This is a genomic window from Alteromonas gilva, from assembly GCF_028595265.1.
Lineage (GTDB): Bacteria > Pseudomonadota > Gammaproteobacteria > Enterobacterales > Alteromonadaceae > Alteromonas > Alteromonas gilva.
The window spans coordinates 15,188-37,938 of sequence record NZ_JAQQXP010000003.1; the positions used below are offsets into that span (position 1 = coordinate 15,188).

14 protein-coding genes and 2 pseudogenes are annotated in these 22,751 nt (G+C 49.8%); 9 read left to right on the forward strand and 7 right to left on the reverse strand.

Going from position 1 to position 22,751, the window contains the following annotated elements:
* Positions 1 to 21: 21 nt before the first annotated feature.
* Positions 22 to 2,724 (reverse strand): TonB-dependent receptor, encoded by a 2,703-nt coding sequence (locus OIK42_RS16445; protein WP_273642164.1) that lies wholly within the window; start codon positions 2,722 to 2,724, stop codon positions 22 to 24.
* A gap of 323 nt (positions 2,725 to 3,047) precedes the next feature.
* On the opposite strand from OIK42_RS16445, the gene OIK42_RS16450 reads away from it, so the two are divergent.
* Positions 3,048 to 3,953 (forward strand): GGDEF domain-containing protein, encoded by a 906-nt coding sequence (locus OIK42_RS16450; RefSeq protein WP_273642165.1) that lies wholly within the window; start codon positions 3,048 to 3,050, stop codon positions 3,951 to 3,953.
* The gene (locus tag OIK42_RS16455; RefSeq protein WP_273642166.1) at positions 3,953 to 4,957 is read left to right on the forward strand and encodes a helix-turn-helix domain-containing protein; all 1,005 of its coding nucleotides are present in this window, start codon (positions 3,953 to 3,955) and stop codon (positions 4,955 to 4,957) included. The genes OIK42_RS16450 and OIK42_RS16455 overlap by 1 nt, the downstream gene beginning before the upstream one ends.
* Positions 4,958 to 5,011: 54 nt before the next feature.
* Here the strand turns inward: OIK42_RS16455 and OIK42_RS16460 are convergent, their stop codons facing one another.
* Entirely contained in the window at positions 5,012 to 6,250 is a 1,239-nt protein-coding gene (locus tag OIK42_RS16460; protein ID WP_273642167.1) for a malic enzyme-like NAD(P)-binding protein, read from the reverse strand.
* 368 nt (positions 6,251 to 6,618) lie between these two features.
* A complete protein-coding gene (rpmE, locus tag OIK42_RS16465; RefSeq protein ID WP_273642169.1) occupies positions 6,619 to 6,831 on the reverse strand; it encodes a 50S ribosomal protein L31 in 213 nt (70 codons plus the stop codon).
* A 328-nt stretch (positions 6,832 to 7,159) separates the two neighbouring features.
* On the opposite strand from rpmE, the gene priA reads away from it, so the two are divergent.
* The 5 genes from priA to OIK42_RS16490 all read left to right on the forward strand — a co-directional run bounded on the left by priA (position 7,160) and on the right by OIK42_RS16490 (position 13,449).
* Positions 7,160 to 9,358, forward strand: a complete 2,199-nt coding sequence (gene priA / locus OIK42_RS16470; RefSeq protein ID WP_273642171.1) for a primosomal protein N' — start codon at positions 7,160 to 7,162, stop codon at positions 9,356 to 9,358.
* A 156-nt stretch (positions 9,359 to 9,514) separates the two neighbouring features.
* The gene (locus OIK42_RS16475) at positions 9,515 to 10,096 is read left to right on the forward strand and encodes an SPOR domain-containing protein (protein ID WP_273642172.1); all 582 of its coding nucleotides are present in this window, start codon (positions 9,515 to 9,517) and stop codon (positions 10,094 to 10,096) included.
* A gap of 208 nt (positions 10,097 to 10,304) precedes the next feature.
* On the forward strand, positions 10,305 to 10,829 hold the full coding sequence (hslV, locus tag OIK42_RS16480) for an ATP-dependent protease subunit HslV (protein WP_273642173.1): 525 nt from the start codon (positions 10,305 to 10,307) through the stop codon (positions 10,827 to 10,829).
* A gap of 97 nt (positions 10,830 to 10,926) precedes the next feature.
* Positions 10,927 to 12,258 (forward strand): ATP-dependent protease ATPase subunit HslU, encoded by a 1,332-nt coding sequence (hslU, locus tag OIK42_RS16485; protein WP_273642174.1) that lies wholly within the window; start codon positions 10,927 to 10,929, stop codon positions 12,256 to 12,258.
* 315 nt (positions 12,259 to 12,573) lie between these two features.
* Entirely contained in the window at positions 12,574 to 13,449 is an 876-nt protein-coding gene (locus OIK42_RS16490) for a 3-keto-disaccharide hydrolase (protein WP_273642175.1), read from the forward strand.
* Positions 13,450 to 13,579: 130 nt separating this feature from the next.
* Here OIK42_RS16490 and OIK42_RS16495 read toward each other — a convergent pair whose 3' ends face one another.
* Genes OIK42_RS16495 through OIK42_RS16505 form a run of 3 tightly spaced genes read right to left on the reverse strand, consistent with a single transcriptional unit; the run spans position 13,580 to position 17,245 of the window.
* Entirely contained in the window at positions 13,580 to 13,822 is a 243-nt protein-coding gene (locus OIK42_RS16495; protein ID WP_273642176.1) for a helix-turn-helix domain-containing protein, read from the reverse strand.
* The gene (locus OIK42_RS16500; protein WP_273642177.1) at positions 13,815 to 15,989 is read right to left on the reverse strand and encodes a peptidase domain-containing ABC transporter; all 2,175 of its coding nucleotides are present in this window, start codon (positions 15,987 to 15,989) and stop codon (positions 13,815 to 13,817) included. Before OIK42_RS16500 ends, OIK42_RS16495 begins: the two co-directional genes overlap by 8 nt.
* Positions 15,986 to 17,245 carry an HlyD family secretion protein gene (locus tag OIK42_RS16505; RefSeq protein WP_273642178.1) on the reverse strand — a complete coding sequence of 420 codons (1,260 nt, stop codon included), beginning with the start codon at positions 17,243 to 17,245 and terminating at the stop codon, positions 15,986 to 15,988. The genes OIK42_RS16500 and OIK42_RS16505 overlap by 4 nt, the downstream gene beginning before the upstream one ends.
* A gap of 365 nt (positions 17,246 to 17,610) precedes the next feature.
* On the opposite strand from OIK42_RS16505, the pseudogene OIK42_RS20445 reads away from it, so the two are divergent.
* Positions 17,611 to 17,838: pseudogene (locus OIK42_RS20445) on the forward strand (hypothetical protein); the annotation flags it as partial.
* Positions 17,839 to 17,880: 42 nt separating this feature from the next.
* Positions 17,881 to 19,077 (forward strand): annotated as a pseudogene (locus tag OIK42_RS16510) (hydroxymethylglutaryl-CoA reductase).
* Between the two features lie 190 nt (positions 19,078 to 19,267).
* Here OIK42_RS16510 and OIK42_RS16515 read toward each other — a convergent pair.
* Positions 19,268 to 22,645, reverse strand: coding sequence for an amidohydrolase family protein (locus OIK42_RS16515; RefSeq protein WP_273642179.1), 3,378 nt, complete (start codon positions 22,643 to 22,645; stop codon positions 19,268 to 19,270).
* Positions 22,646 to 22,751: the final 106 nt, after the last annotated feature.

Genomic DNA, 22,751 nt, shown 5'->3' on the forward strand with positions numbered 1-22,751 from the left:
TCTTGGTCTGATTGCCTGGCGTTACAGCTGCCAGTTAAAGCCGATCTCAAAGGTGCGTCCGTACTCTTCGTACTGGGCATTTTGATTGCGCCGGTCAAAGTAGTGGTAGTAGGGCTCATCGTTAATATTGATGGCGTTGAAGTACACGGTGAAATCATTGCTGATGTAGTATTTGCCCATAAAGTCGAACTGCTGGTGGGCGTCTTCCATACGCAGCATGTCACCGTCGATCTCCTCCAGGTTCTTGCTCTTGTAGGTCATAGCCAGGCGCAGACTCCAGGCGTTATCTTCGTAACCTACTGCAAGATTACCCACCGTATCGGATTGATTGGGTAAGCTGGTTTGGTATTCCTCACCGTCTAGCAGGGTGGTGGCTTCTGAGTCGGAGAAAGTACCATTGGCTGACAATAACAGGCCGTTTTCGAAGGTTTTAACCCACGACAGCTCAAGCCCTGTGAGGTCGGCAGTTTCGCCGTTTAAAGGTTGAATAACTTCATCAAAACCTTCCCAGCCTGCGGTGCCGGCTACATCAGCGTAAATCACAAAATTATCGATTTGCTTATAAAATAAGCCCGCGGAAATGACCCCAACCTGGCCCGGGTAATACTCTACGGATAAGTCGAAGTTATCCGACTCGTAAGAGAGTAACTCAGGATTACCCACCTCGGCTTCACGCTCGGTGACAAATTGACCGTCGTCTTCTTCGGTTTTACTTTCAATAATCTGAAATGCAGCCGATTGCTCAAAGCCGGGGCGTGAAAGGGTTTGTGTATAGGCAGCGCGCACAATGAGCTTATCGGAGACATTGTATTTCACGTTCACACTGGGCAACAGGTAGTCATAACTGCGTTGTGACGACCAGGCGGTATTGACCACCTCTTCGATGTCGTTTTGTTCATCTTCGACTAGTTCCACACGCATGCCGCTGGTATCAAAATCGGTTTTTTCATAGCGGACACCCGCCACAATGTGCAGTTTGTCGATGTCGAAGGTGCCCATTAAGTAGGCAGCAAAGATATCTTCATTGGTTTGGTAAGATGCTCCATTTGACTCTAACTCAGAATCGAGTTCAGCCAGTTCCAGTGCTGCAGCGTTTTGGTTGTAATAGTCACGCATGCCCGCACGGTGTAACCCCGGCCCAAAATTACCAATGCCGTAATCGACCTCATTGGTTGCAAACTGGCTCGGGTCGAGATCATCAAAGTCGCCGTCATAGATAAAAATATTGCTGTCGACTGATTTAGTACGACTCCGATACTTAACCCCGGTTTTCAGCTCGCTCAAATAGGGCGACTCAGCAAAAGACTTACTGAGGTTGGCCTTAATGCTATTTTCCGTATCTTCAGCGTAGTTGTCTTCAAAGCTGATTTCGTCAACTTCGTAATTGCTAAAATCATTAACTGAGTCAGCGTAAGTAACGGTAGGAATACGGCGCTGCATATCACCTACTATGCTGCTATCTTCGGCAACGAAGGTGTAATACAGGGCGTCGGGCTCGCTTTCGTCGGATTTCGCATAGCCGACCTGATAATCGAGCAGCCACTCGCCGCGCATGTGTTCAGCGCCGGCCGCCAAGGTGAGAATAGACTGTTCCTCAAAGCGATCCTTGGACTCGCGTTCAACTTCTGAGTCTTCACCATCGAGCACAAAAATATTGGCCTGACGGTACTCGTCGTCAGAAAACGCGCTGTAAAGGGTGCGTAAATAATACTGGTTATTAAAATCCGGGCGGTAATCAAGGTTAACGGCGGCACCAAGGCGTTCCCGGGTGATAGTGTATTGCCGTTGCTCAATTTCATCATCCGCGTTTGACTCAATATTATCAGAGCCAAAACTGCGCTCAAAGTACGACAATGCCGCGGCAATACCAAAGCTGTCATTCCAGGTGTTGGTGTAGGTACCCGAAAGCTTGGGGCTTAGCTCATCGCGCAGTTGGTTGTGACTTAACTGACCGCTCAGAGTGGCCGTTTGGCCCTTGCGGTCGAAGGCGCTGACACTTTTTACTTCTATTGAGCCGCCGATGGCATCGGCGTCCATGTCAGAGGTAACCGACTTAGATACTTCGAGCGTCTGAATCAGCTCTGAGGGAATAACATCCAGCGCTACGGAGCGCACACCGCCCTCGGGAGACGGCACATTTAAGCCGTTAATGGTAACGTTGTTGAGGTTCGGATCGATGCCGCGAATACCCACAAAGCGGCCTTCACCCTGGTCGCGCTCAATAGATAAACCAGGCAGGCGCTGCAAAGACTCGGCGGCGTTTTGATCGGGAAACTGACCAATTGCGTCGGCCGATACAATCGACTTGATATTGTCCGCCATTCGCTGCTGGTTGATGGCACTGGCCTGACCGCTTCGCTGCCCGCGCACCATGACCTCTTCAAGGGATTCGCTGGCGGCTTCGATAGTGATCACCGGTGTCAGGTTTTCGCCTGCCGACAAGCTGACCTGACGGGTAACCGGCGCAGCGCCAATATAGGTGACGACCAGCGTAAATTCACCCTCTGGAAGGTTAACAAAGCGGAACGTTCCGTCACGGCGGGAAAAGGTAACTTTATCCAGTTCAGTAATTTCGATTTTTGCGCCGGCAAAAACACGATTCCCGGCATCGTTGGTGAGCTGGCCTATTAACCCGGCGGAGTTTTCTGCGGCCGCCGCAACAGCAGTTACTGAGCAGCAGGCGGTACCGACAGCAAGTGCGAGACTGGTAAGGTGGTTTTTCATAGTGTTCTCTTAAGTAAAGTGAGTGTGCAACATGGCGGCTAAGGTAGAAAGCTAAAATGACAAATCGATGACGGTACAACGCGGCAGTGGCTAAATAATCAGCAAAAATGGCTCGTTTATATGCTTGAGAGAACTCGGTGAGCTAAAAAGACCCCCGGCTAAGTTATTGTTAAAAGGGAATAAAAGTTGAATGATCAGACGCTGCAAAGGGTAGCTATCATCACAATGTCATATTGCTGAGCCAGAATGACCTCTGTATACCCGTGCACGGATGATTACAGTGTTCGGGATGATTTACCCGCCAGGGGTTTTAGGAAATCGACATGAATTTTAGTTTATTAACCCGCCATCAGGGGTTGCTGGCCTTTGTGCTTAGCATTATTGGTAGTGCAATAGCACTGAGCGTTATTAATGGTGAACTCAAGCCGGTTGCTGACATTGAATGGCTGGATGTGGTAGGCGAGGGCAGCATTGGACTGTTAACACTGTGCTGGATACTGGTTGTCATGATCAGTCGTCCGCCCGGCAAGGTGACCGGCATGCTGGTGGCAGGGATAAGCCTGTTTAACTTCTCAACACTACTGGATGTGTTTGATGAATTTACCTATTACCCACCCAGCGCTGACTGGGTCAGTGTGGTAGAGCCCATCCCCGCTGCAATAGGCATGGTGGTCATGAGCTATGCGCTGTATTTATGGCATCAGGAACAGCTGGCGTTAAATCGTCAACTGCAGCGTCGCGAAATGTGGTACCGCGCGCATGATCAGATTGATGCCATTACACAACTGTACTGCGCGAATTACTGGCGTGCCCGTGCCACAGAACTGCAGGAGCAAAACGTGCAGACCAGTATTGTTGTTCTGGATATTAATGATTTTGCGCAATTTAATGTGCGCTATGGTCATGCCGAAGGCGACCGCTTTTTACGAGAAATATCGCAGCTGATTTTAATGAATTTACGCACTGTCGATTTAGCTTGTCGCTACGCGGGCGATCGTTTTGTGATTTTAATGCCGGAGATTAGCCAACGCGACGCAGCAGAGTTTGCCGCGCAGCTTGAGTGCAGCATTCGCAATGTGGCATTTAAAAGCGGCGGCCAGACAACGGCTATTTTTCATTCTGTGCGCAGTGTTTGCGGTGTGCTTGATCAGCAGTTATCCCTGACTGAGTTAATGACAGCGCTCAATCGCCAACTGGATCAAACTTCGCAGCAGCAGAGTGCTGCCTGATGCCGCACACGCAGTTGCTGACTCGTACCGACAAAGCCCTGCCAGCCCGGCAACTGGCTAATGCTTTGGTGCAGGTCGCTGTAGCCCGCGGCGCCGATGAGCAAAAGCTGCTCCGCGGTACGGGTATATTTAGTGAAGACTTACTTACGTCAAGAGCTATAAGTGCAGAGCAGTTTATGAAACTTGTCGGGAACGCGCAGAAGCAATACTCCGGTGATGATCTGGCGTTTCAGTTTGGTCATTATCTGGTGTCGGCTTTTGTTAATGATGCGCTTCCGTACTTTACCCATACTGCACATTTTGCCGAGTGTGTGCGGGCAATACCGGTATTTCAAACCCGCATTTGCCCGTTCTTATCTGCCCACCGGTACGATTACAACGACGAAGTATTTTTAGTGTTACAGGATGCAATGGGATGCGCAAAGCAATTTGTTTTTATGGCGGAGGCTTTTTGCGCCGCATTAATGGTATTAGCGCGTCATTGCACCGGTAAGCGTTTGCCTTTTTCCTTTGATTTTCCTTACCGGCGACCTCGCCATATACAGGAATATGAAGAAGGACTGGGTTTCAGACTGCGCTTTGAGCAGCCCTTTTTTACCGTGCGTATCAACCGCCAGGCTTTGCTTACCCCCTGCCTGCAAGCCAACCAGGCCTTTAAGCAATTTGCCCTGCGCCGTTATTTAGAGCAGCGGCAATTTCGCCGCACACTGTTAGATACGGTGCGCTTTCGGTTGCGCTATCAGGCGGTCGCCACCTTACCAGCAATGGCGAAACAACTGGGGTTAAGTCCGGCAACGCTAAAACGTAAGCTGGCAGAGCATGACACCACTTTTAGCCTTTTGCATGACGATGTTCGTCGTCAGCAGGCCATTTTTTATTTACAGGTGCAAAAGTTGAATAACGAGCAGAGTGCACTGAAGATGGCGTTTAGTGATATCACCAACTTTCGTCGTGCGGTAAAGCGGTGGACCGGCTCGACACCAAGTCAGTTGCGCGAAGTATAAAAAAGCCATCAAACAATGATGGCTTGTGGAGACGATCAGTGAGCCGACAGGCTGTTATTGATAGTCAGGTATCACCTCGAGTCTGGCTACCCCGGAGTTGATTGCGGCTTCGGCGACAGCCCGTGCGATGCGCGCGCAGAGACGCGGATCCATTGGCTTTGGTATAATGTAATCTTTGCCAAAGCTGAGGCTCTCTGCATTGCTGGCGGCCAGCACCGACTCAGGCACAGGCTCTTTGGATACCGCGCGCAGGGCCTCGACGGCGGCCACTTTCATCTCATCATTAATTGCCGTGGCGCGAACATCCAGTGCACCGCGGAAAATAAACGGAAAACACAGTACGTTATTGACCTGATTGGGATAATCCGAACGACCGGTGGCCATAATAAGATCGGAGCGGGTAGCCAGTGCCACTTCGGGTTTGATTTCAGGATCCGGGTTAGAGCAGGCAAAGACAATTGGATTTGGCGCCATCAGCGAGAGGGCTTCGGGCGGCAGTAAGTCCGGGCCTGATACGCCAACAAAAATGTCAGCGCCGTCCATTACATCTTCCAGCGTGCGTTTGTCGGTATTATTGGCAAATAGCATTTTGTGCGGTGTTAAGTCGTCGCGCCGGGTATGAATGACGCCCTTACGGTCGAGCATGTAAATGCGCTCTCGCTGTGCTCCGCACTTGATCAGCAGTTCCATGCAGGCAACGGCCGCCGCGCCGGCGCCCATACACACTATTTTGGCATCGCCAATGTCCTTACCCTGAATTTCCAGTGCATTAAGCATACCTGCTGCGGTGACAATGGCGGTGCCGTGCTGATCATCATGAAAGACCGGTATTTTGCACCGTTTAATGAGTTCCTGTTCAATCTCAAAACACTCCGGTGCTTTGATATCCTCTAAATTAATGCCGCCAAAAGTATCGGCGATATTCGCAACGGTGTTAATAAACTCTTCAGTGGTACGGTGTTTCACTTCAATGTCGATGGAGTCAAGACCGGCAAAGCGCTTAAACAATAATGCTTTGCCTTCCATAACCGGTTTAGAGGCCAGCGGGCCTAAATTGCCCAGGCCAAGAATGGCTGTGCCGTTACTGATCACGGCAACCATGTTGCCTTTACCCGTGTAGGTGTAGGCGGCGTTGGGATCTTCGGCGATTTCTCTGCACGGTTCGGCAACACCAGGGCTATAAGCTAACGCAAGGTCGGTTACTGTCTCGGCAGGTTTGGAGAGTTCCACCCGAATTTTCCCGGGTGTTGGTTTGGCGTGATAATCGAGGGCACGTTGGCGAAAATCTGACATTTGTGTCTATCCTGTTATTCTATTTTGGTAAACCCGTATTAAGGTTATCGCGTCAGCCGTTAGGGGGGTATTAAACAAGCCCTATGTTGTTGTTATTATAGACTAACTGTATCAAAGAGGATGTCGTTTAACATGGCAGCCATAACATTGCATGAATGTCACCGGTTTGCCTGCTAGCACCCTTTTACTCATGATATATCACTAACATAACGCGATCGATGCCCGAACGCTACGGTGCAGAACAAATAATTCAAATTTTTGCTATTTATGGAAGTGCTAAAGGGTATTCGTTTGAATGATTATTGCGGACATAAAAAAAGCGCCGCAATGGCGCTTTTTCTTCAAGGCTTTTTCGTAAAGACGGGGGCTTACTTTTTGCCCAGTGCGCCAAAACGTTTCTTGAAGCGATCAACACGACCACCAGTATCAACATTACGTTGCTTACCAGTGTAGAAAGGGTGACATTCTGAACATACGTCCAGGTTGATGTCTTTGCCCAGTGTTGAACGAACTTTGATTGCGTTACCGCAAGAACAGTTAGCAGTAATTTCTTCGTATTTAGGGTGGATATCTTGTTTCATGGTTTACCTCAAAATAAGGCCGTATCGCTATCCAGCCCGAAGCTGAACACCATACGTTACTAATTTCACTACAAGCGATAAACCGCTTGCGTTTTTAAGAGCGGCGCATAGTAAAGGATGCCGAATAATCAATCAAGTATTTTCGTACATATTTGGCGTGCAGCAAGGCATTTGTGCTTTGTGTGAAGGCTTGTTTGGAAATTAACTGCGCCACGGTTTATGATGCCAGATTATTCGTTGTAACGTCGGGCTGTTGGGATGTAGTACAGTGCACTCCACTCAGTGCCTGCCGTTATTGAAACACCAAATTGTATCAGCCTGTTATACCATGCCCATAATTGATGTAGCCGTTCCAGTGCCTTTACGCCAGACGTTTAGCTATTCCAGCGAGCAGTTGGTGGCGGTGGGTGCGCGCGTAAAAGTGCCGTTTGGACGCCGTCAATTGGTGGGAGTGGTGGTTGCCAGTCGTGCAGAGCCAGAACACAGCTCAGAAAATGACACGCCGGTTAAACTCAAGGCCATCGCCGAAGTACTTGATAATTCGCCGCTGTTTAATACAACACTGATCGCGCTTGCCCAATGGTTGTCAGGGTATTATCACCATCCAATTGGTGAGGTGTGGGCGACCCTTATGCCGTCTAAACTGCGTAAAGGCGCGCTACTGAGTGACGCTCAACCGGGGTGGATGCTTAGCGAAGAGGGACATGACCCCAAGGCGATTGCCGGATTGCGAGGCAAAAAACAGCAACAATGCCTGGAACTGCTTAACCAGGGCCCGCTGGCCAGCGATGAAGTGAAAGCGCAATTTTCCGCAGCGGTGATAAAAGCACTAGAAGACAAAGGGCTAATTGAGGCCACCCTTATTACCCATCCTCCCGCAGGGGATTGGCAGCATTTTACTTTACAGCAAACACCGCCGACTGCGTCAACCGAACAAGGCGTGGCAATTGCGGCAATTAATCAGCAGCCAGGACAGTTTGTCCCCTATTTACTCGACGGGGTAACCGGTAGTGGTAAAACCGAAGTGTATTTGCAGGTGATTGAACCGGTATTACGCCAAGGCAGGCAGGTACTTATTTTGGTGCCGGAGATTGGTTTAACGCCGCAAACCGTAGGCCGCTTTGAACGTCGCTTCGGTATTGCCGTTGGCGTGCTGCATTCGCAAATGACCGACACCGCCCGTTTACAGGTATGGCAGCAGGCCCGTCGCGGTGATATTGGTATTATTATCGGCACTCGCTCAGCCATTTTTACGCCACTTAAATCGCCCGGCATGATCATTGTGGATGAAGAGCATGATGAATCATTTAAGCAGCAGGATGGCCTGCGCTATCATGCCCGCGACTTAGCGGTAAAACGTGCCCACAATGAACAGGTACCTCTTATACTTGGCAGCGCAACACCGTCGCTGGAAAGTTTAAACAATGCGCTAAATAAGCGTTATACCCATCTGACTCTGCAACATCGCGCAGGGGGAGCCAGTCATACTCAGCTCAAGGTGCTCGATTCTCGCGACCAGCCGTTACATGCCGGCATTGCCCAGGGACTGATTAGCATTATGCGTAGTCACCTGCAGCAGGGCAATCAGGTATTAGTGTTCTTAAATCGCCGCGGCTTTGCGCCGGCGGTGCTGTGCCACCACTGTGGTCAAAGTGTCGATTGTGCAAGCTGCGAGCGGCCATTTACTTATCATAAGTCGCAGGGGCGTTTGCAGTGTCACCATTGCGGAGCCAGCCGGCGCATGCCAACCCAATGTGGCAGTTGCCATAGCGCCGACCTGCAAACCAGTGGCATTGGTACCGAACAGTTAGAGCAGGGGCTGGGCAAGCTGTTTCCGGATATTGCGCAGGTGCGAATCGACAGCGACGCGGTGAAAGGCAAAGATAAACTGATCAATCGTCTCGATGAAATCAACGCGCGTAAGTATCAATTGTTGGTGGGAACGCAGATCCTGTCTAAAGGACACCACTTTCCCCATGTCACGCTGGTGGTGGTACTTGATTGTGACGGCGCTTTATTTTCGGCTGATTTTCGCGCCGCTGAAAAGCTGGCGCAACTGATTACCCAGTTAGCCGGCCGGGCCGGGCGCGCAAATAAACCCGGTGAAATGTGGCTGCAAACTGATAACCCGGGTCACCCATTGTTGCAGGATTTGATAAACAACGGGTTTAGTCATTTTGCCCGTCAGGCGCTGCAAGAGCGCAAGCTGGCGCAATTGCCGCCACTGAGTAGTCAGGCTGTGTTTCGCGGTGAAGCGAACGATGCGTCGCAGGTGATAAACTTTCTGCAACAGGTAAAGCAATGTTACGGCGTCAGTGCTGACGTTGCCCACGGCAGCTTTATAGGGCCCCTGCCGTGTTTGATTGAAAAGCGCCAGGGGCGGTTTCGGTTTATGTTGATTATGCAGTGTCAGCAGCGCGCCGCGCTCCACAGTTGGTTAAAGCATCATTTAAAAGACGTCGAGTCGTTGCCGCTGGCCGCCAAAGTGCGCTGGAGTCTGGATATCGACCCGGTTGATTTTAGTTAGCGCTCTGGTTTAAGCAATATTCAGGTTGAACAATAAATAGACCACTGTGCAGAATACGCAAATAACCCCAAGATTAAAGGCAGCATTTTTTTAGCAGAGAGGTTACACTGCCTGCATCGTTTACTGTCATTCACTCAGGGAAATCGAAACAGCATTATGTCACAACGCGATTACGTTTCTCGTGGGCGTGCGCCACAAAAGAAAAATACTAAAAAAGCAACGAAGAAAACTACCACTAAACGAGGTCGTCAGCAGCAAGAACCCGCCACAACTGTCCCCTGGTTAACCGTTGTTATCGTCGTAGCATTATTGCTTGGCTTTGCGTATTTTTTGTGGTCGATAAAAGATAACGCCGATCCGGACACGGCTCAGCCGCTAACGGTTGAACCTGCGCCAGCAAAAGATGAGCTGCCCGAATTACCCGAAGAAGAATGGGAATACATCAAAACGCTGCCTGGCTATGAGGTAGAAGTTGATGTGGCCGAACAGGTTAAATCAGATAAGCGTTATTTAATGCAATGTGCGTCGTTTAAAACCCGGGCACAGGCGGATGAGATGCGGGCAAAAATTGCTTTTCAGGGGCTTGAAGCGCAAATCCGCCGCAGTGATGGCGATAATGGCGAATGGTTCAGGGTTATTTTAGGTCCCTTCGATGCCAAGCGCGACGCTGAACGGGCCAAACACAGCTTAAGAAAAGTCAACATTAGTACCTGCCAAATCTGGTATTGGAATCTGTAGCCAGGGCCTGAGCAAAGCGCTATCACTGCATTCATAAAGCCGGTTATTACCGGCTTTATTGTTAGGTGACGCAACATTCGCCGCTAACGAAATCCGCTTTATACGGGCTTGAAAAAATCCGAACCTCCCCCACTTCTTTATTCATCGATATTTATCCGTGTACACCCGTGATGCGGTGTGCATGCTAAACCACTAAAGTGGAGTATTTGTGACTACAATAGTATCAGTCAGACGAGATAATCAGGTTGTAATGGCCGGTGATGGTCAGGTGTCTCTGGGTAATACCGTGATGAAAGGCAATGCCCGTAAAGTTCGCCGGCTTTATCAAAATAAAGTGCTTGCCGGTTTTGCCGGTGGCACCGCCGATGCCTTTACCTTATTTGAACGCTTTGAAGCAAAGCTGGAATTGCACCAGGGGCATTTAACCAAAGCGGCAGTTGAGTTAGCTAAAGACTGGCGAACCGACAGGATGTTACGTCGGCTTGAGGCATTACTGGCCGTGGCGGATGAAAGTGCATCACTAATTATTACCGGTAATGGTGATGTTGTGCAGCCTGAACAGGATCTTATCGCGATAGGCTCCGGCGGTAACTTTGCCCAGGCTGCAGCCACCGCATTACTCGGTAACACGCAGCTTACGGCTAACGAAATTGCCACAAAAAGCTTAACGATTGCGGCCGATATTTGTGTGTTTACCAATCATAGTCAAACGGTTGAAGTGCTCGATTACTAGTAAGTTAAGCTCTCAACGCAGTAGCATGGTTCAAGCAGGTGCGGTGTAACCAGTGCCTGCCATACTGGCTCCCGTCAGTTTTAAATAAGGGTTTATTATGTCTGAAATGACACCAAGAGAAATTGTTCATGAGCTCGACCGTCATATTATAGGTCAGCAAAGTGCCAAACGTGCCGTCGCCATTGCGCTTAGAAATCGCTGGCGCAGAATGCAGTTAAAGCCAGAACTGCGTCAGGAAGTGACGCCTAAAAATATATTGATGATCGGTCCCACCGGCGTCGGTAAAACCGAAATTGCCCGGCGCCTGGCTAAATTAGCTAACGCGCCATTTATTAAGGTAGAGGCGACCAAATTTACGGAAGTCGGTTACGTTGGTAAGGAAGTTGAAACCATTATTCGTGATCTGGCTGACATCGCCGTAAAAATGACCAAAGAGCAGGAAATGGAGAAGGTGCGCTACCGGGCTGAAGAAGCCGCCGAAGAGCGTATACTGGATATACTCATTCCGCCGCCAGAGAATAGCTGGGGGGAAAAAGAGCGGACAGAGGATCGCGGCACCCGGCAGTCGTTTCGTAAGAAATTACGCGAAGGCACGCTGGACGATAAGGAAATTGAAATTGATGTCTCGCAACAACAAATTGGCGTAGAGATCATGGCTCCTCCGGGGATGGAGGAAATGACCAATCAGCTACAGGGTATGTTCGAGAATCTGTCTTCAGGCTCGCAGAAGAAAAAAAAGAAAATGCGCATTCGCGATGCCATGAAAGTGCTGATCGAAGAAGAAGCATCACGGTTAGTGAATAAAGAAGATCTCAAAGAAAAAGCCCTTGAGGCGGTAGAGCAAAACGGCATTGTGTTTGTCGATGAAATCGACAAAATCTGCAAACGTGAAGGCTCAGGATCTGCCGATGTGTCGCGCGAAGGCGTGCAGCGCGATCTGCTGCCGCTGGTAGAAGGTTCAACGGTATCTACTAAACACGGCATGATCAAAACCGACCATATTTTGTTTATTGCCTCGGGCGCGTTTCAGATGAGCAAGCCCTCTGATCTTATTCCTGAACTGCAGGGACGTTTACCCATCAGGGTTGAACTGTCGGCACTTAAAGTAGAAGACTTTAAGCGGATCCTTACTGAGCCAAATGCATCATTGACCGAGCAATATGTTGAGCTAATGAAAACCGAAGGGGTTACCGTAGAATTTGCTGAAGCAGGCATTCAGCGAATTGCCGAAGCGGCCTGGCAGGTCAACGAGAAAACCGAAAACATTGGTGCCCGTCGCCTGCACACAGTATTAGAGCGTTTGATGGAAGATATTTCCTACGATGCCTCGGAAAAGCAGGGTGAGACCTACGTTATCGATGCCGACTACGTCAACCAGCACTTAGAATCGCTGGTGGATAATGAAGACTTAAGCCGCTTTATTCTGTAGTCAGGGTAATAGACGTAAAACAGTCAAAACAGGTCGTAAGCCAGCACAAAATCAGCGCGCTTACGGCCTCCGTCACCGTGCTTTTTAGTCAGGGCTAATCATATTCCGCAACGGCACGCCAGTTGAATAAATAACTCGCCTCAAACCAATTTTCCTTCCTCAAATAGCTAAAAACGCAATTGATTTATTTGATCCTGATATTGTAAACATAGCCTTAGGTAAAACTGTTCCGAAGAAGCTCTTTTAGAGTTTGGTAGCATTTGCAAATCGCGGTGGTGAATTGAATTCACCTTTTACTTAAACCTGGATTTTTATATGAAGTATGTACTTGCGGGGCTGTCAATGTTGCTGGCCAGCCATGTTAATGCCAAACAAGAATGGCAATATCTGCTCGATGATGAGTTAAGCCATTGGGACACCTACATTAGCTTTAAACACAACGAGGCGTACGATGGCAGTCCGCCACTTAACAGTGACGGCACCCTGATACAACCCGTGGGGCTCAATACCGGTAACGATGCGCTGCAGGTGTTTACCATGATGCGGGGGCAAAATAACGAGCCCGTGTTGCGTGTGAGCGGCGAATACTACGGTGGCGTGTCTACCAGGCAGGAATATGAAAATTATCATTTTACGCTGCAATTTAAGTGGGGCGATAAGAAGTGGCAACCGCGCTTAAACAAACTCAAAGACAGCGGTATTTTATATCATGCTATTGGTGAGCACGGTCAGGATTACTATCGCTCATGGATGATTTCCCAGGAGTTTCAGATCATGCAGGGCCACATTGGTGATTACTGGAATCAGATGACGACCGCCATAGATGTACGTGCTTTTATGCCTGAATATATCATGAACCCGGTGGCCGACGAGACGCAGCCCTTTATACCTGTTGGCGAGGGCGAATCAATCAAAGGGTTGGTGCTGCGTAAAGAAAATCACGAGAAGCCGCACGGACAATGGAACACCCTGGATCTCATTACTTTTGGTGATAAAAGTGTGCATATCGTAAATGGTGAAGTGGTGATGGTACTGCTCAACTCACGCAACGTTGTGGATGGCAAGCCTGTGCCGCTGACAAAAGGTAAAATCCAATTACAAAGTGAAGCGGCAGAACTGTTTTACAAAGGCATAGCCATAAAGTCTTTAGCGGCGATGCCGGCTCAGTACGCCCACTTTTTTGATCAGTAAGCGGTATAAGACGAGCGCTTGAAGATCCGGTCGGGACGGTCAGTCGGGTACACAAAAACAATAAGCAGGCCGGTAGCAAGTGATTGTTACCGGCCTGTCTGGTTGTTATGCGGCGATACGTTGTTGCGCATTATAACGATGGGATCTGACTGTACAGTGTTCTAAAGTAACGGGCCATAAGGGCCGCCCGGTTACGAATGGCCAGCTTGCGGTAAATGTTAGCGCAGTGGAACTTTACCGTTCGTTCACTGATAAACAACTGTGATGCAATGGTTTTGTTCGGCAGGCCTTCAATGATTTTGTGAGCGACCTGTAATTCACGCTTTGATAACTGCTCTAAATGTTCCGGGTTGAGTAACTCTTGATCAAACATAGTGATTTCCTTGTTGTGCTGTTGGGGTGGGTAAATCAGGCGTAAAGTTGATGGCCACTTCTGTCAGACAGCCGCCTGCTAAGTGATACCGTTGATGGGCCATTTGAATGGTTTCACGTCGGTGCGCAATCACTATGCGGGTCATGGACAAACGTGAAAGGTTTTGATTTATGAGATGTTCGCAGCGCGCGTCCAGGTGGCTACTGGACTCATCGAGCAATAACAGTGCGGGTTGCTGATACAGCGCACGGGCTAAATAAAGACGTTGACGCTGACCACCACTCAGGTTAGCTGCCCCCTCACTGATCAAGGTGTAATATTGCATGGGCAGTTGGTTTATGGTGTCGTGTAAGCAGGCAAGTTTGCAGCATTCAATCAGTCGCGGCATATCAATATGCTGACTAAAGCCACTTACATTGTCGATAACAGAGCCTGACAGGCACATATCATCCTGCATCACTGCGCTGATTTGCTGGTTGCTATTGCGGCCGTTGAGCGGCTGATCATCAATCAGGATCTGTCCCTGAGTTGGCACCATCAGACCCGCCAGGCATTTGGCCAGCGTTGATTTTCCGTTGCCACTGGCGCCGGTGATAACCACCATGGCGCCGGGTTCAATATGCAGGTTAATATGCTGAAAGAGTGGGGGCTGACCGGGGTATGCAAAGGCCACATTTTTAAGCGATACCCGGTGCGCTTTGATTCGCAAGTCTGGTGCCGTTGCCTGTTGTGACGGCAGGGACTCGATCGCCACAGGACAATGCACAATATCGGCCAGTCTATCCAGATGCACGCGCAGTAACCGCCACTGAATGAGCTGCTCTACCAGGCCGCTGGTTGCACCATTAAAACGGTTTTTATAACTGACAAAGGCGTACAGCATTCCAATCGTAAATTGTTGTTCCATCACCAGATGTGCCGCCATGTAGATCACAATCAGGTTTTCAAGGCCGAACAGGATCAGGTGCACGATACTAAAGCTCATTTCCCAGCGACGTAGTTGAATATCGCGGTTGAGAGTGTCGGTCAGCAGGTGCTGCCAGCCGTGCAGCCGAAATGACTCCAGTTTCAGCATACGAATGGATTGAATACCCCTGATGGTTTCTATGAAATGGCTGTTCTCTTTGGCCGCCGTGGCTATTTTTTCTTGTTGTAAGCGTTGTATTGGCGCGAGCAGACAGAGACGAAGCAGCAAGAATATGACAGAGAAAATCACCACTACGCACATTAGCTTAACACTGTAGAGCGCCATGAGTGCCAGCGTGCAAAGCAGAATAAGGCTATCAAGAATAAGCCCTACAATTCCCTGGCTTATAAATCGTCTGATTTCCTGCAGGCTGCCAAACCGCGCCACCAGATCGCCGATATGCCGTTGTAGAAAGTAATTAAAAGGTAGCCGGATTAGGTGCGTGAAAACGTTGACCGAGAGCTGCTGCGCGAGGTGACTCGACATATAAATCCCGGCGGCTTGTCGGCTCAGATTAGTGATTGCTTCGATCACCACTAATAGCAGGAACCCCAGGAATAACACATTGAGCAATGGTTTGTCGTTATTGATAATCACCGTATCAATCACCAATTGCAGATAATACGGGGAGGCCAGCGCAAAGAGTTGTAACAGTAAAGAAAGCGTAAAAATTACTATCAATGAGCGTTTAATGCCCACAATATGCTGCCAAAGTTGGCGTATTTTCAGTGGCTGGGTAAGGTTTTTAGGTTCAAATTGATTACCGGGCTGCAGTTCGAGGGCAATGCCGGTAAAACACTTATCTGCTTCGAGCCAGCTGAGTTTACGCTGACCTATTGCCGGGTCATGCAGCTCAATGTTTTTGCTGCCAACTTTGGTCAGCACCACAAAATGTTGCATATTCCAGTGCAAAATACAGGGTAACTGTAAGTCTTTTAAATGTTCCAGTTCGACCTTTACGGCACGGCTGTTAAGTTTGAGAGAGTGCGCAAAGTCGATCAGTTGCTTTAGGTTGGCACCTTGCTGGCTAAATGACTGGCAACTGCGTAGCTGGGCGAGGTCGACGTTTAAACCATGGTAACCCGCTATCATAGCAATGCACGCCAGGCCGCATTCACTGTTTTCTGCCTGCAAAATTAACGGGGTGCGGCGGCGCCAGCCAAGCTGCAAAGGGGATTTAACGGCACTGATATGACTCATAGCAGCCCCCCGTTTAACTGATAAAGCGGCTCGAACAACCATTGCATTAAATTACGTTCACGAATATTAATATCGGCCGCGAAGGTCATGCCGGCCCGTAAGGCAATGGGCTCATTGAGGTGCTCGATGTTGAACGATGACAGACTGGCAGAAGCAAGGTATACCGGTTGCTTTACCGTTACCGGGGTTTGTGCCACTTCTTGTGGCAGCAGCAGGTGCGGTGACACTTTGTCGATAACGGCATCGTACGTGCCAAACTGGGTATAGGGGAAAGCATCATAGCGCAAACTAATAGGCTGGCCGGCTGAGACTTGTCCGGCCGCTGAGATAGGAATAAGCAGGCGTGCAATCACGTCACCCTGTTCGGGCATCAGGGTCAGCAGTGGCAGATTAGCCTGGGTTGACTGGCCTGACTTGGCATGCAACTGACCAACCTTGCCATCATTAGGAGCGGTGACCACGATATCTTGTACGCTATATTGCTGGTGCAGGCTTTGCTGTATCTCGCTGATGCTGTTTTCAATGGCTAACTGTTGCAGCTGGTGCGATGTGGTGAGTGTTTGCAGCTCATAACGGGTATCGTCAATAGCCCGAATGATAGCCAGCCACTCTCTGTTCAGTAATTTATGCTGATAGCTTTCATCTAACCGTTGGGCGTCGAGATTTTGCAGTTGGTGTTTACTGTAAAAGCCGTCTTTGGTCAGCTTGGTCAATGCCTGCTTTTGGCTGTCAAGTAGCTGCATTTTTTGGTTGAGCAGCGTTCGCATCGACGCAATATTCTGCCTGTCTTCCAGTAATCGTTGGTGGTTGGTTTGCAATTGTTGGCGCTTGTTTTCAAATCCGTTTTGACTGAGCGTGTACTGGGTTTGTAAGCGTTCAATACGGCTTTTTAGTTCACCAAGAAGCACCGCATTCACGCTTTGATTGTTTTTGAAAGTGGCATCGCGGGTGAGTTTTATAAGCGGCGTGCCTTTGCTTACCCGTTGATTAGCGTTAACCAGAATTTCACTGACAATCGCGCCCGGCGATGGTGAATACACATGGGTAATGCCGCGCTGTGGCTCGAGCCAGCCTGTTACGGTTTGTGTATCAACATACTGGCTCGACAGCAGCCAGTAGAGTGACGCCGCTAACCACATCAGCAAGGCTGCCGTTATTCCCAGCGCAGAGAGCGTGGGCCGCACTAACACGGTGCCTTCAATATTCTGCTGTTGTGATATGAGCGCCTGAGGGCGAAAAAGACTTTGACTATCCATAGCAACTGTCGCGTGTATTGGTAATGGATACACCTTACGACAAGGGGGTGATCGCCAGAGTACCTGACGGGTCGGGAGCATGGATTAGGGGGACTATGCAGGCAATTGGCCTAATATTCTCAGTGGTGTCTCAATTTTATTGTTGGCAGCGGCAAGTCGGTGTGGCCACCTTACAGAGGAGGAAGTACGCCGGACGGTCATTCAACTTTCTTAATCACCGCTGTTAATATACTGTGATGGCACTAAACTAATAATCTAGTGAAGCCCACGTTTGCCAAGGAAGTATTATGTTTATACCCAGTATGCTGCTACGCCAGTTATACACCCACGGTAGCCTGACTCAAACCGAAGACGGTTTGCAGTTTATGCTTAAAAATCGCTTAAAAGATGCCACCCTCAGACAGGTTGAGAGTATTGCTATTAATGGCGAGTCCATAGCACCTGAACATATCACGCTGCAGGTAGGCCCCGAGCAAATCATGTCGCTGACAGAACTCAATGAGGCCGGTGAAGTCCCCTTCGCGTTAAAAGATGTTATTACTGTTTACCTCAACAAAACACTGTCGGTAAGTGCCGAGAAACATACCATCGAACTGGTCTTTAAGGCTTCACCGTTTGGCAAGCTTAAATTCAGCGTGGAGGATACCGTCTCAGCGCCACGAGTATCCGACGGCAGTATTCCAAGGGATCCCCACGATGATTACGCACCGGGCATTATCGCGAAAAGACAAACTTATTTTGAAAAATTCTCCGGGGCTAAAATACATCATGTGGGGCAGTACTCTATTGATCCGAACACGTTGCGCGGCAATATTGAACACTTTATCGGCGTGGCGCAGGTACCTGTAGGCGTGGCAGGCCCGGTCACCATTGATGGTGAACATGCCAAAGGTGATTTTATCATTCCGCTGGCTACCACCGAAGGCACGCTGGTGGCGTCTTACAACCGCGGTATGAAACTGCTTAATATGAGTGGCGGAATTAAGTCGACTGTGGTCGATGATGCCATGCAGCGCGCGCCGGTATTTGTATTTTCCGATGCCCGCGGCGCCCGTGATTTTGTTGCCTGGGTAAATGCCAATATTGATGAGATCCGTGCCGAGGCCGAAGCGACCTCGTCTGTTGCCAAGCTGACTTACATTGATAGTGTGTTATCCAACAAGTTTGCCTTTTTGCGCTTTAACTACCGAACCGGCGATGCGGCGGGGCAAAACATGGTGGGGCGGGCCACCTTTGCCGCCTGTGGCTGGATCCTTGAAAAATATACCGGTATCGAAAATTTTTATTTGGAATCAAATTTTGCGACCGACAAGAAGGCCTCGCAAATTAATACCCTACGCACCCGTGGTAAAAGAGTAACGGCTTAGGCAACCATTAAGCGAGAGCATTTATTATCGGTGATGCGGGTGGATCCTAAGCAAATTGACTATCACGGCCGGGTGGCGGGCATTGGCTCATTTTTATCCGGGGTGAATAATAACGGGCTGCATTCGCCTAATGGCATCACCGCCATGTTTATTGCCACCGGCCAGGACGTTGCCAATGTGTCTGAATCGTCGGCGGGGATCATGTACTCCGAGCTTACTGACGAGGGCGATCTGTACATATCCTTAACCATTCCATCACTGATTGTTGCCACCTACGGCGGCGGCACCGGGATTGGCACACAGCGCGAGTGTTTGGAGTTGCTGGGTTGTTATGGCCGCGATCGGGTGTATAAATTTGCCGAAATTGTGGCGGCGGTGGCGCTGGCCGGCGAGATTTCACTGGCGTCGGCAATTTCCAGCTCTGACTGGGTATCATCCCACGAGCAATACGGGCGCAATCGCTAACGACCTAAGCAAGTGGTCGGCTGGGGTTATATTTAAGCGCCTTCCAACTGCAACAAGGTGGCGGTAAATACGCTTTTACCCGAGAGTAATTAAGCCGCGATTCATTGAGATAAATGTAAAAAGCCGGAACAGGTGTTCCGGCTTTGTCATCTTAGTTATGGCCATTTTAAAATGGCCAGTAGCTCATGGCTTAATGATTGGTATGCGACCAGTGATACTGGCGCGCTTTGGCATCAACTTCGGCGGCAGTTTGCGACGGCATAAAGGCTTTATTGTTACCCTCAAAGAAAAACGCTGCACGCTTTTGCTTGCTGCCCATTTCGTTCATAGTGGCCACATCATAAACGCGTCCATTAATCACGGTATAGGTCACATATTCACTGCGGCGAATGTTATTGAGTACATCACCATCGGTAATCATCAAATCGGCCAGTTTACCCGGCTCAATGCTACCCAGATCCTTACCCATGCCCAAATGTTTGGCACCATCAATGGTAGCCCCGCGCAGGGCTTCCCACGGCGTAAAGCCACCCTGGTTCATTAACCACAGTTCCCAGTGCGCGGCTAAGCCTTCGCGCTGGCCATGGGCGCCAATGTGCACGCTCACGCCTTCATCACGCAAGGTTTTGGCGTATTCTGCCACGTTAAAGTGATTGTATTGATCATCCGGTGCGGTAGGGCGGCGAATAGCGCGGGCATCCAGAATGGTAGATGGCACATAGCGCAGCAAACGTTCGTTTTTCCATACTTCGGTACGGTCGTACCAGTACTCTTCGCCCATCAGGCCACCGTAAGACACTACAAACGTTGGCGTGTAACCAAATTCGGTGGCCTTCCACAGCTGGGTAAGGTCGCTATAACCCTGCGCGATGGGTAAAGAGTGCTCAAGGCCAGTATGACCATCTACCAGCATAGTCAGGTTCTGCTGGAACTTACCGCCGCCTTCAGGCACCACCATCATTTGCTGATTCTTAGCTGCCCACAGCACTTGCTGGCGTTGGTCGCGTCGCGGTTGGTTATAACTTTTTACCGAGATTGCACCGGCGTCTTTTAAGCGCTGTACATGAAAGTAGGCGTCATCGTAATTGTTGATAACAGCCTTATAACCTAACCCTTCGGCGCCATACAAAATGGTTCCTGTTGAATAGGTGCGCGGCGCGACGCGCTGACCGGTGCGTTGCAGTTCTGAGGCGGCAAAAATCTCAGTGGTGTCGTTAGACGGGTCGTGAATGGTGGTCACCCCAAACGATAAATTCGAGTATTGTGTCCAGTTTTGCTGCGGAATAATCTCACTTCTGCCCTGACCGCCGTGGGCGTGGGTATCGATGAGTCCGGGTAATACGGTTTTGCCTGAGGTGTCGATAAGCATGGCATCGGCGGGAATATCCACCTCGCCGCGTTTGCCTACTGCGGCAATGCGGTTATCTGAAATTAACACCACACCGTCTTCAATGATTTCTTGCGTAGCATCCGCATCACGCATGGTCACCACCGTGCCACCTACCAGCGCTTTATAACCGCGGGGCTTGTCAGTATCAGCGCTAAAGCTCAAATCCAGTCCTTCGGCGAGGGGGGCGGGGAGTTCGTCTTCGGCTTTTGAACCGGCGAATGCAAAGGCATCGGCCAGTTCCCGTTCAAAATAGTAAGGACCATGGAACCAGCCAACACTGTCACTTTGTGGTGACCAGGTGAGATATTCACCGGCGCGATCAGAAAGTTGTGTAACCGGCATGCTGGTCATGTCTGGTCCGATGGTCACCTTCTTGCCGTTATCCACAAACGGGGTGACATAAGTATTAAACTGATGCACAAAGGCAACCCACTGACGGTCCGGCGACAAGCGGTATTCCGCTACTTTGTCGGCACCATAGAGGTGTACCCGGTGATCGTCGCCATTAAGGTTAACGCTGGCCAGCTGCGTAGCACCGTAGGGCGAATCGTAGTTGCGTTCGGTAAAGTACACGCGGTCAGTATCGCCGGCGAAATGTGGCTGACTGCCAGCGCTGCTGACTTTAACCGGTGTTTTTTGGCTCAGGTTCATAACATACAAACCCGGCTCACTGGAGTATTTGGGGTTGAGTAAGTAGCCACCAGTAAACTTGCGGTAGGTTACCCATTCACCATCGGGAGAAAACGCTGGCTCAACATAGTGTCCGGGCTGAGTGGTAATAACCTTACCTTTGCCGCCGCGCGCCGACACAATGCGAACTGAGCCTAGTGCGTCGTCGTGCCAGGTGGTGTAAATAATGCTTTTACCATCGCTTGAATAACGAGGGGAGTATTCGTCGTGTTCGTTCTGGCGGGTCAGACGCTGCATTTTGCCGCTTTTGAGATCTTTTACGTACAGTTTACCCAGCGCCTGGAATAACACCGATTTACCGTCGGGCGATTTCTGCGACCAGCGGATCATTTTTACATCAAAGGTATCGGGTGCAACGTCTACATCAAAGCGCAGTGCATCAGCATATTTCACGGTGGCTTCAACTGCTACCGGTATGCTCGCGACCGACTTATCGTCGATGTTTAAACGATGGAATTTACCGCCCGCCCAATACACAATGGATTTGCTGTCGGGTGTCCAGTCGTAGTAAGCGTAATAGCCTTCCACACCAAAGCCTTCCTGCATGTCGCGCTCCATGTCGCGCGTTAGCAGGGTTTCTTCACCGGTGGTTAAATCTTTAATAAATAAGCCGGTGTCGTATTTTACCCGGCGCAAAAACGCAATGTACTTGCCATCTGGTGAAGGGGTAGGCACAACGGCACCGCCGGTGCCACTGATCAACCGGTGCTCTTCGCCGGTCTTTCGGTCGAAACGAGTGACAGCAAAAATGCCTTCGAGTGGATCGCGGTTGTAGCTAAAACGATGGCCACTTACCGTGTTTTGCGTGTAATAAATATATTGCCCATCGTGAGAAAAAACCGGATCGGTAATGTTGTTTTGTTCACGCTGTCCGCTCACGCGTTCTTTAATCGGTACGCCGCTGCCGCCGGAATGATGATAAAGCCAGATCTCTCCGGCCGGAATACTCCGGGTCGACGTAATGCCTTTGGTGACCACCAAGTATTCACCGTCCGGACTCCACTTCGGTGAGTGGATGGTGTTGTTCTTTTCTTTAGTAATTTGCCGCAGGTTGCTGCCATCCGCATCCATTACCCACACGTTCGATACGCCACCGCGATCTGAGATGAACGCGATTTTGCTGCCATCGGGTGCAATGGCCGGGTGAATATTCCAGGCAAAATCCTGGGTCAGAGCCGTCGCATTACCACCATCTAAGTCAGCCTTATAAATATCTCCCAGCATGTCGAATAAGAAGTAGTCGCCGCTTGGCGCCACATCGAGGCTGGACCAGGTTGTTTCGGTTGTATTGATATTGATTTCGTTGAGGCTAAATGGCGGCGCGGTCACCTCCCATGGCGTTTCTGTCTGATCTGCAACCTCGTCTGTGGTTTCTTCCTGAGGCGCACTAATAACCGGTGCCGTCAATACACTGAGCGAAGCAAATACTGCTGCGCTGAGTCGCCAGTACCTGTTTTTCTTGTTATCCATGAATGTCGTTAAGTTCATTGTTATTCTCATACATATTGTTGTTGTATTTAGCTGTTTGAGCGTCAGTTTCGCCGACGCTCAATGCTCTTACAAGCAGTATAAAGAAACAAAAACTCAATGTGTG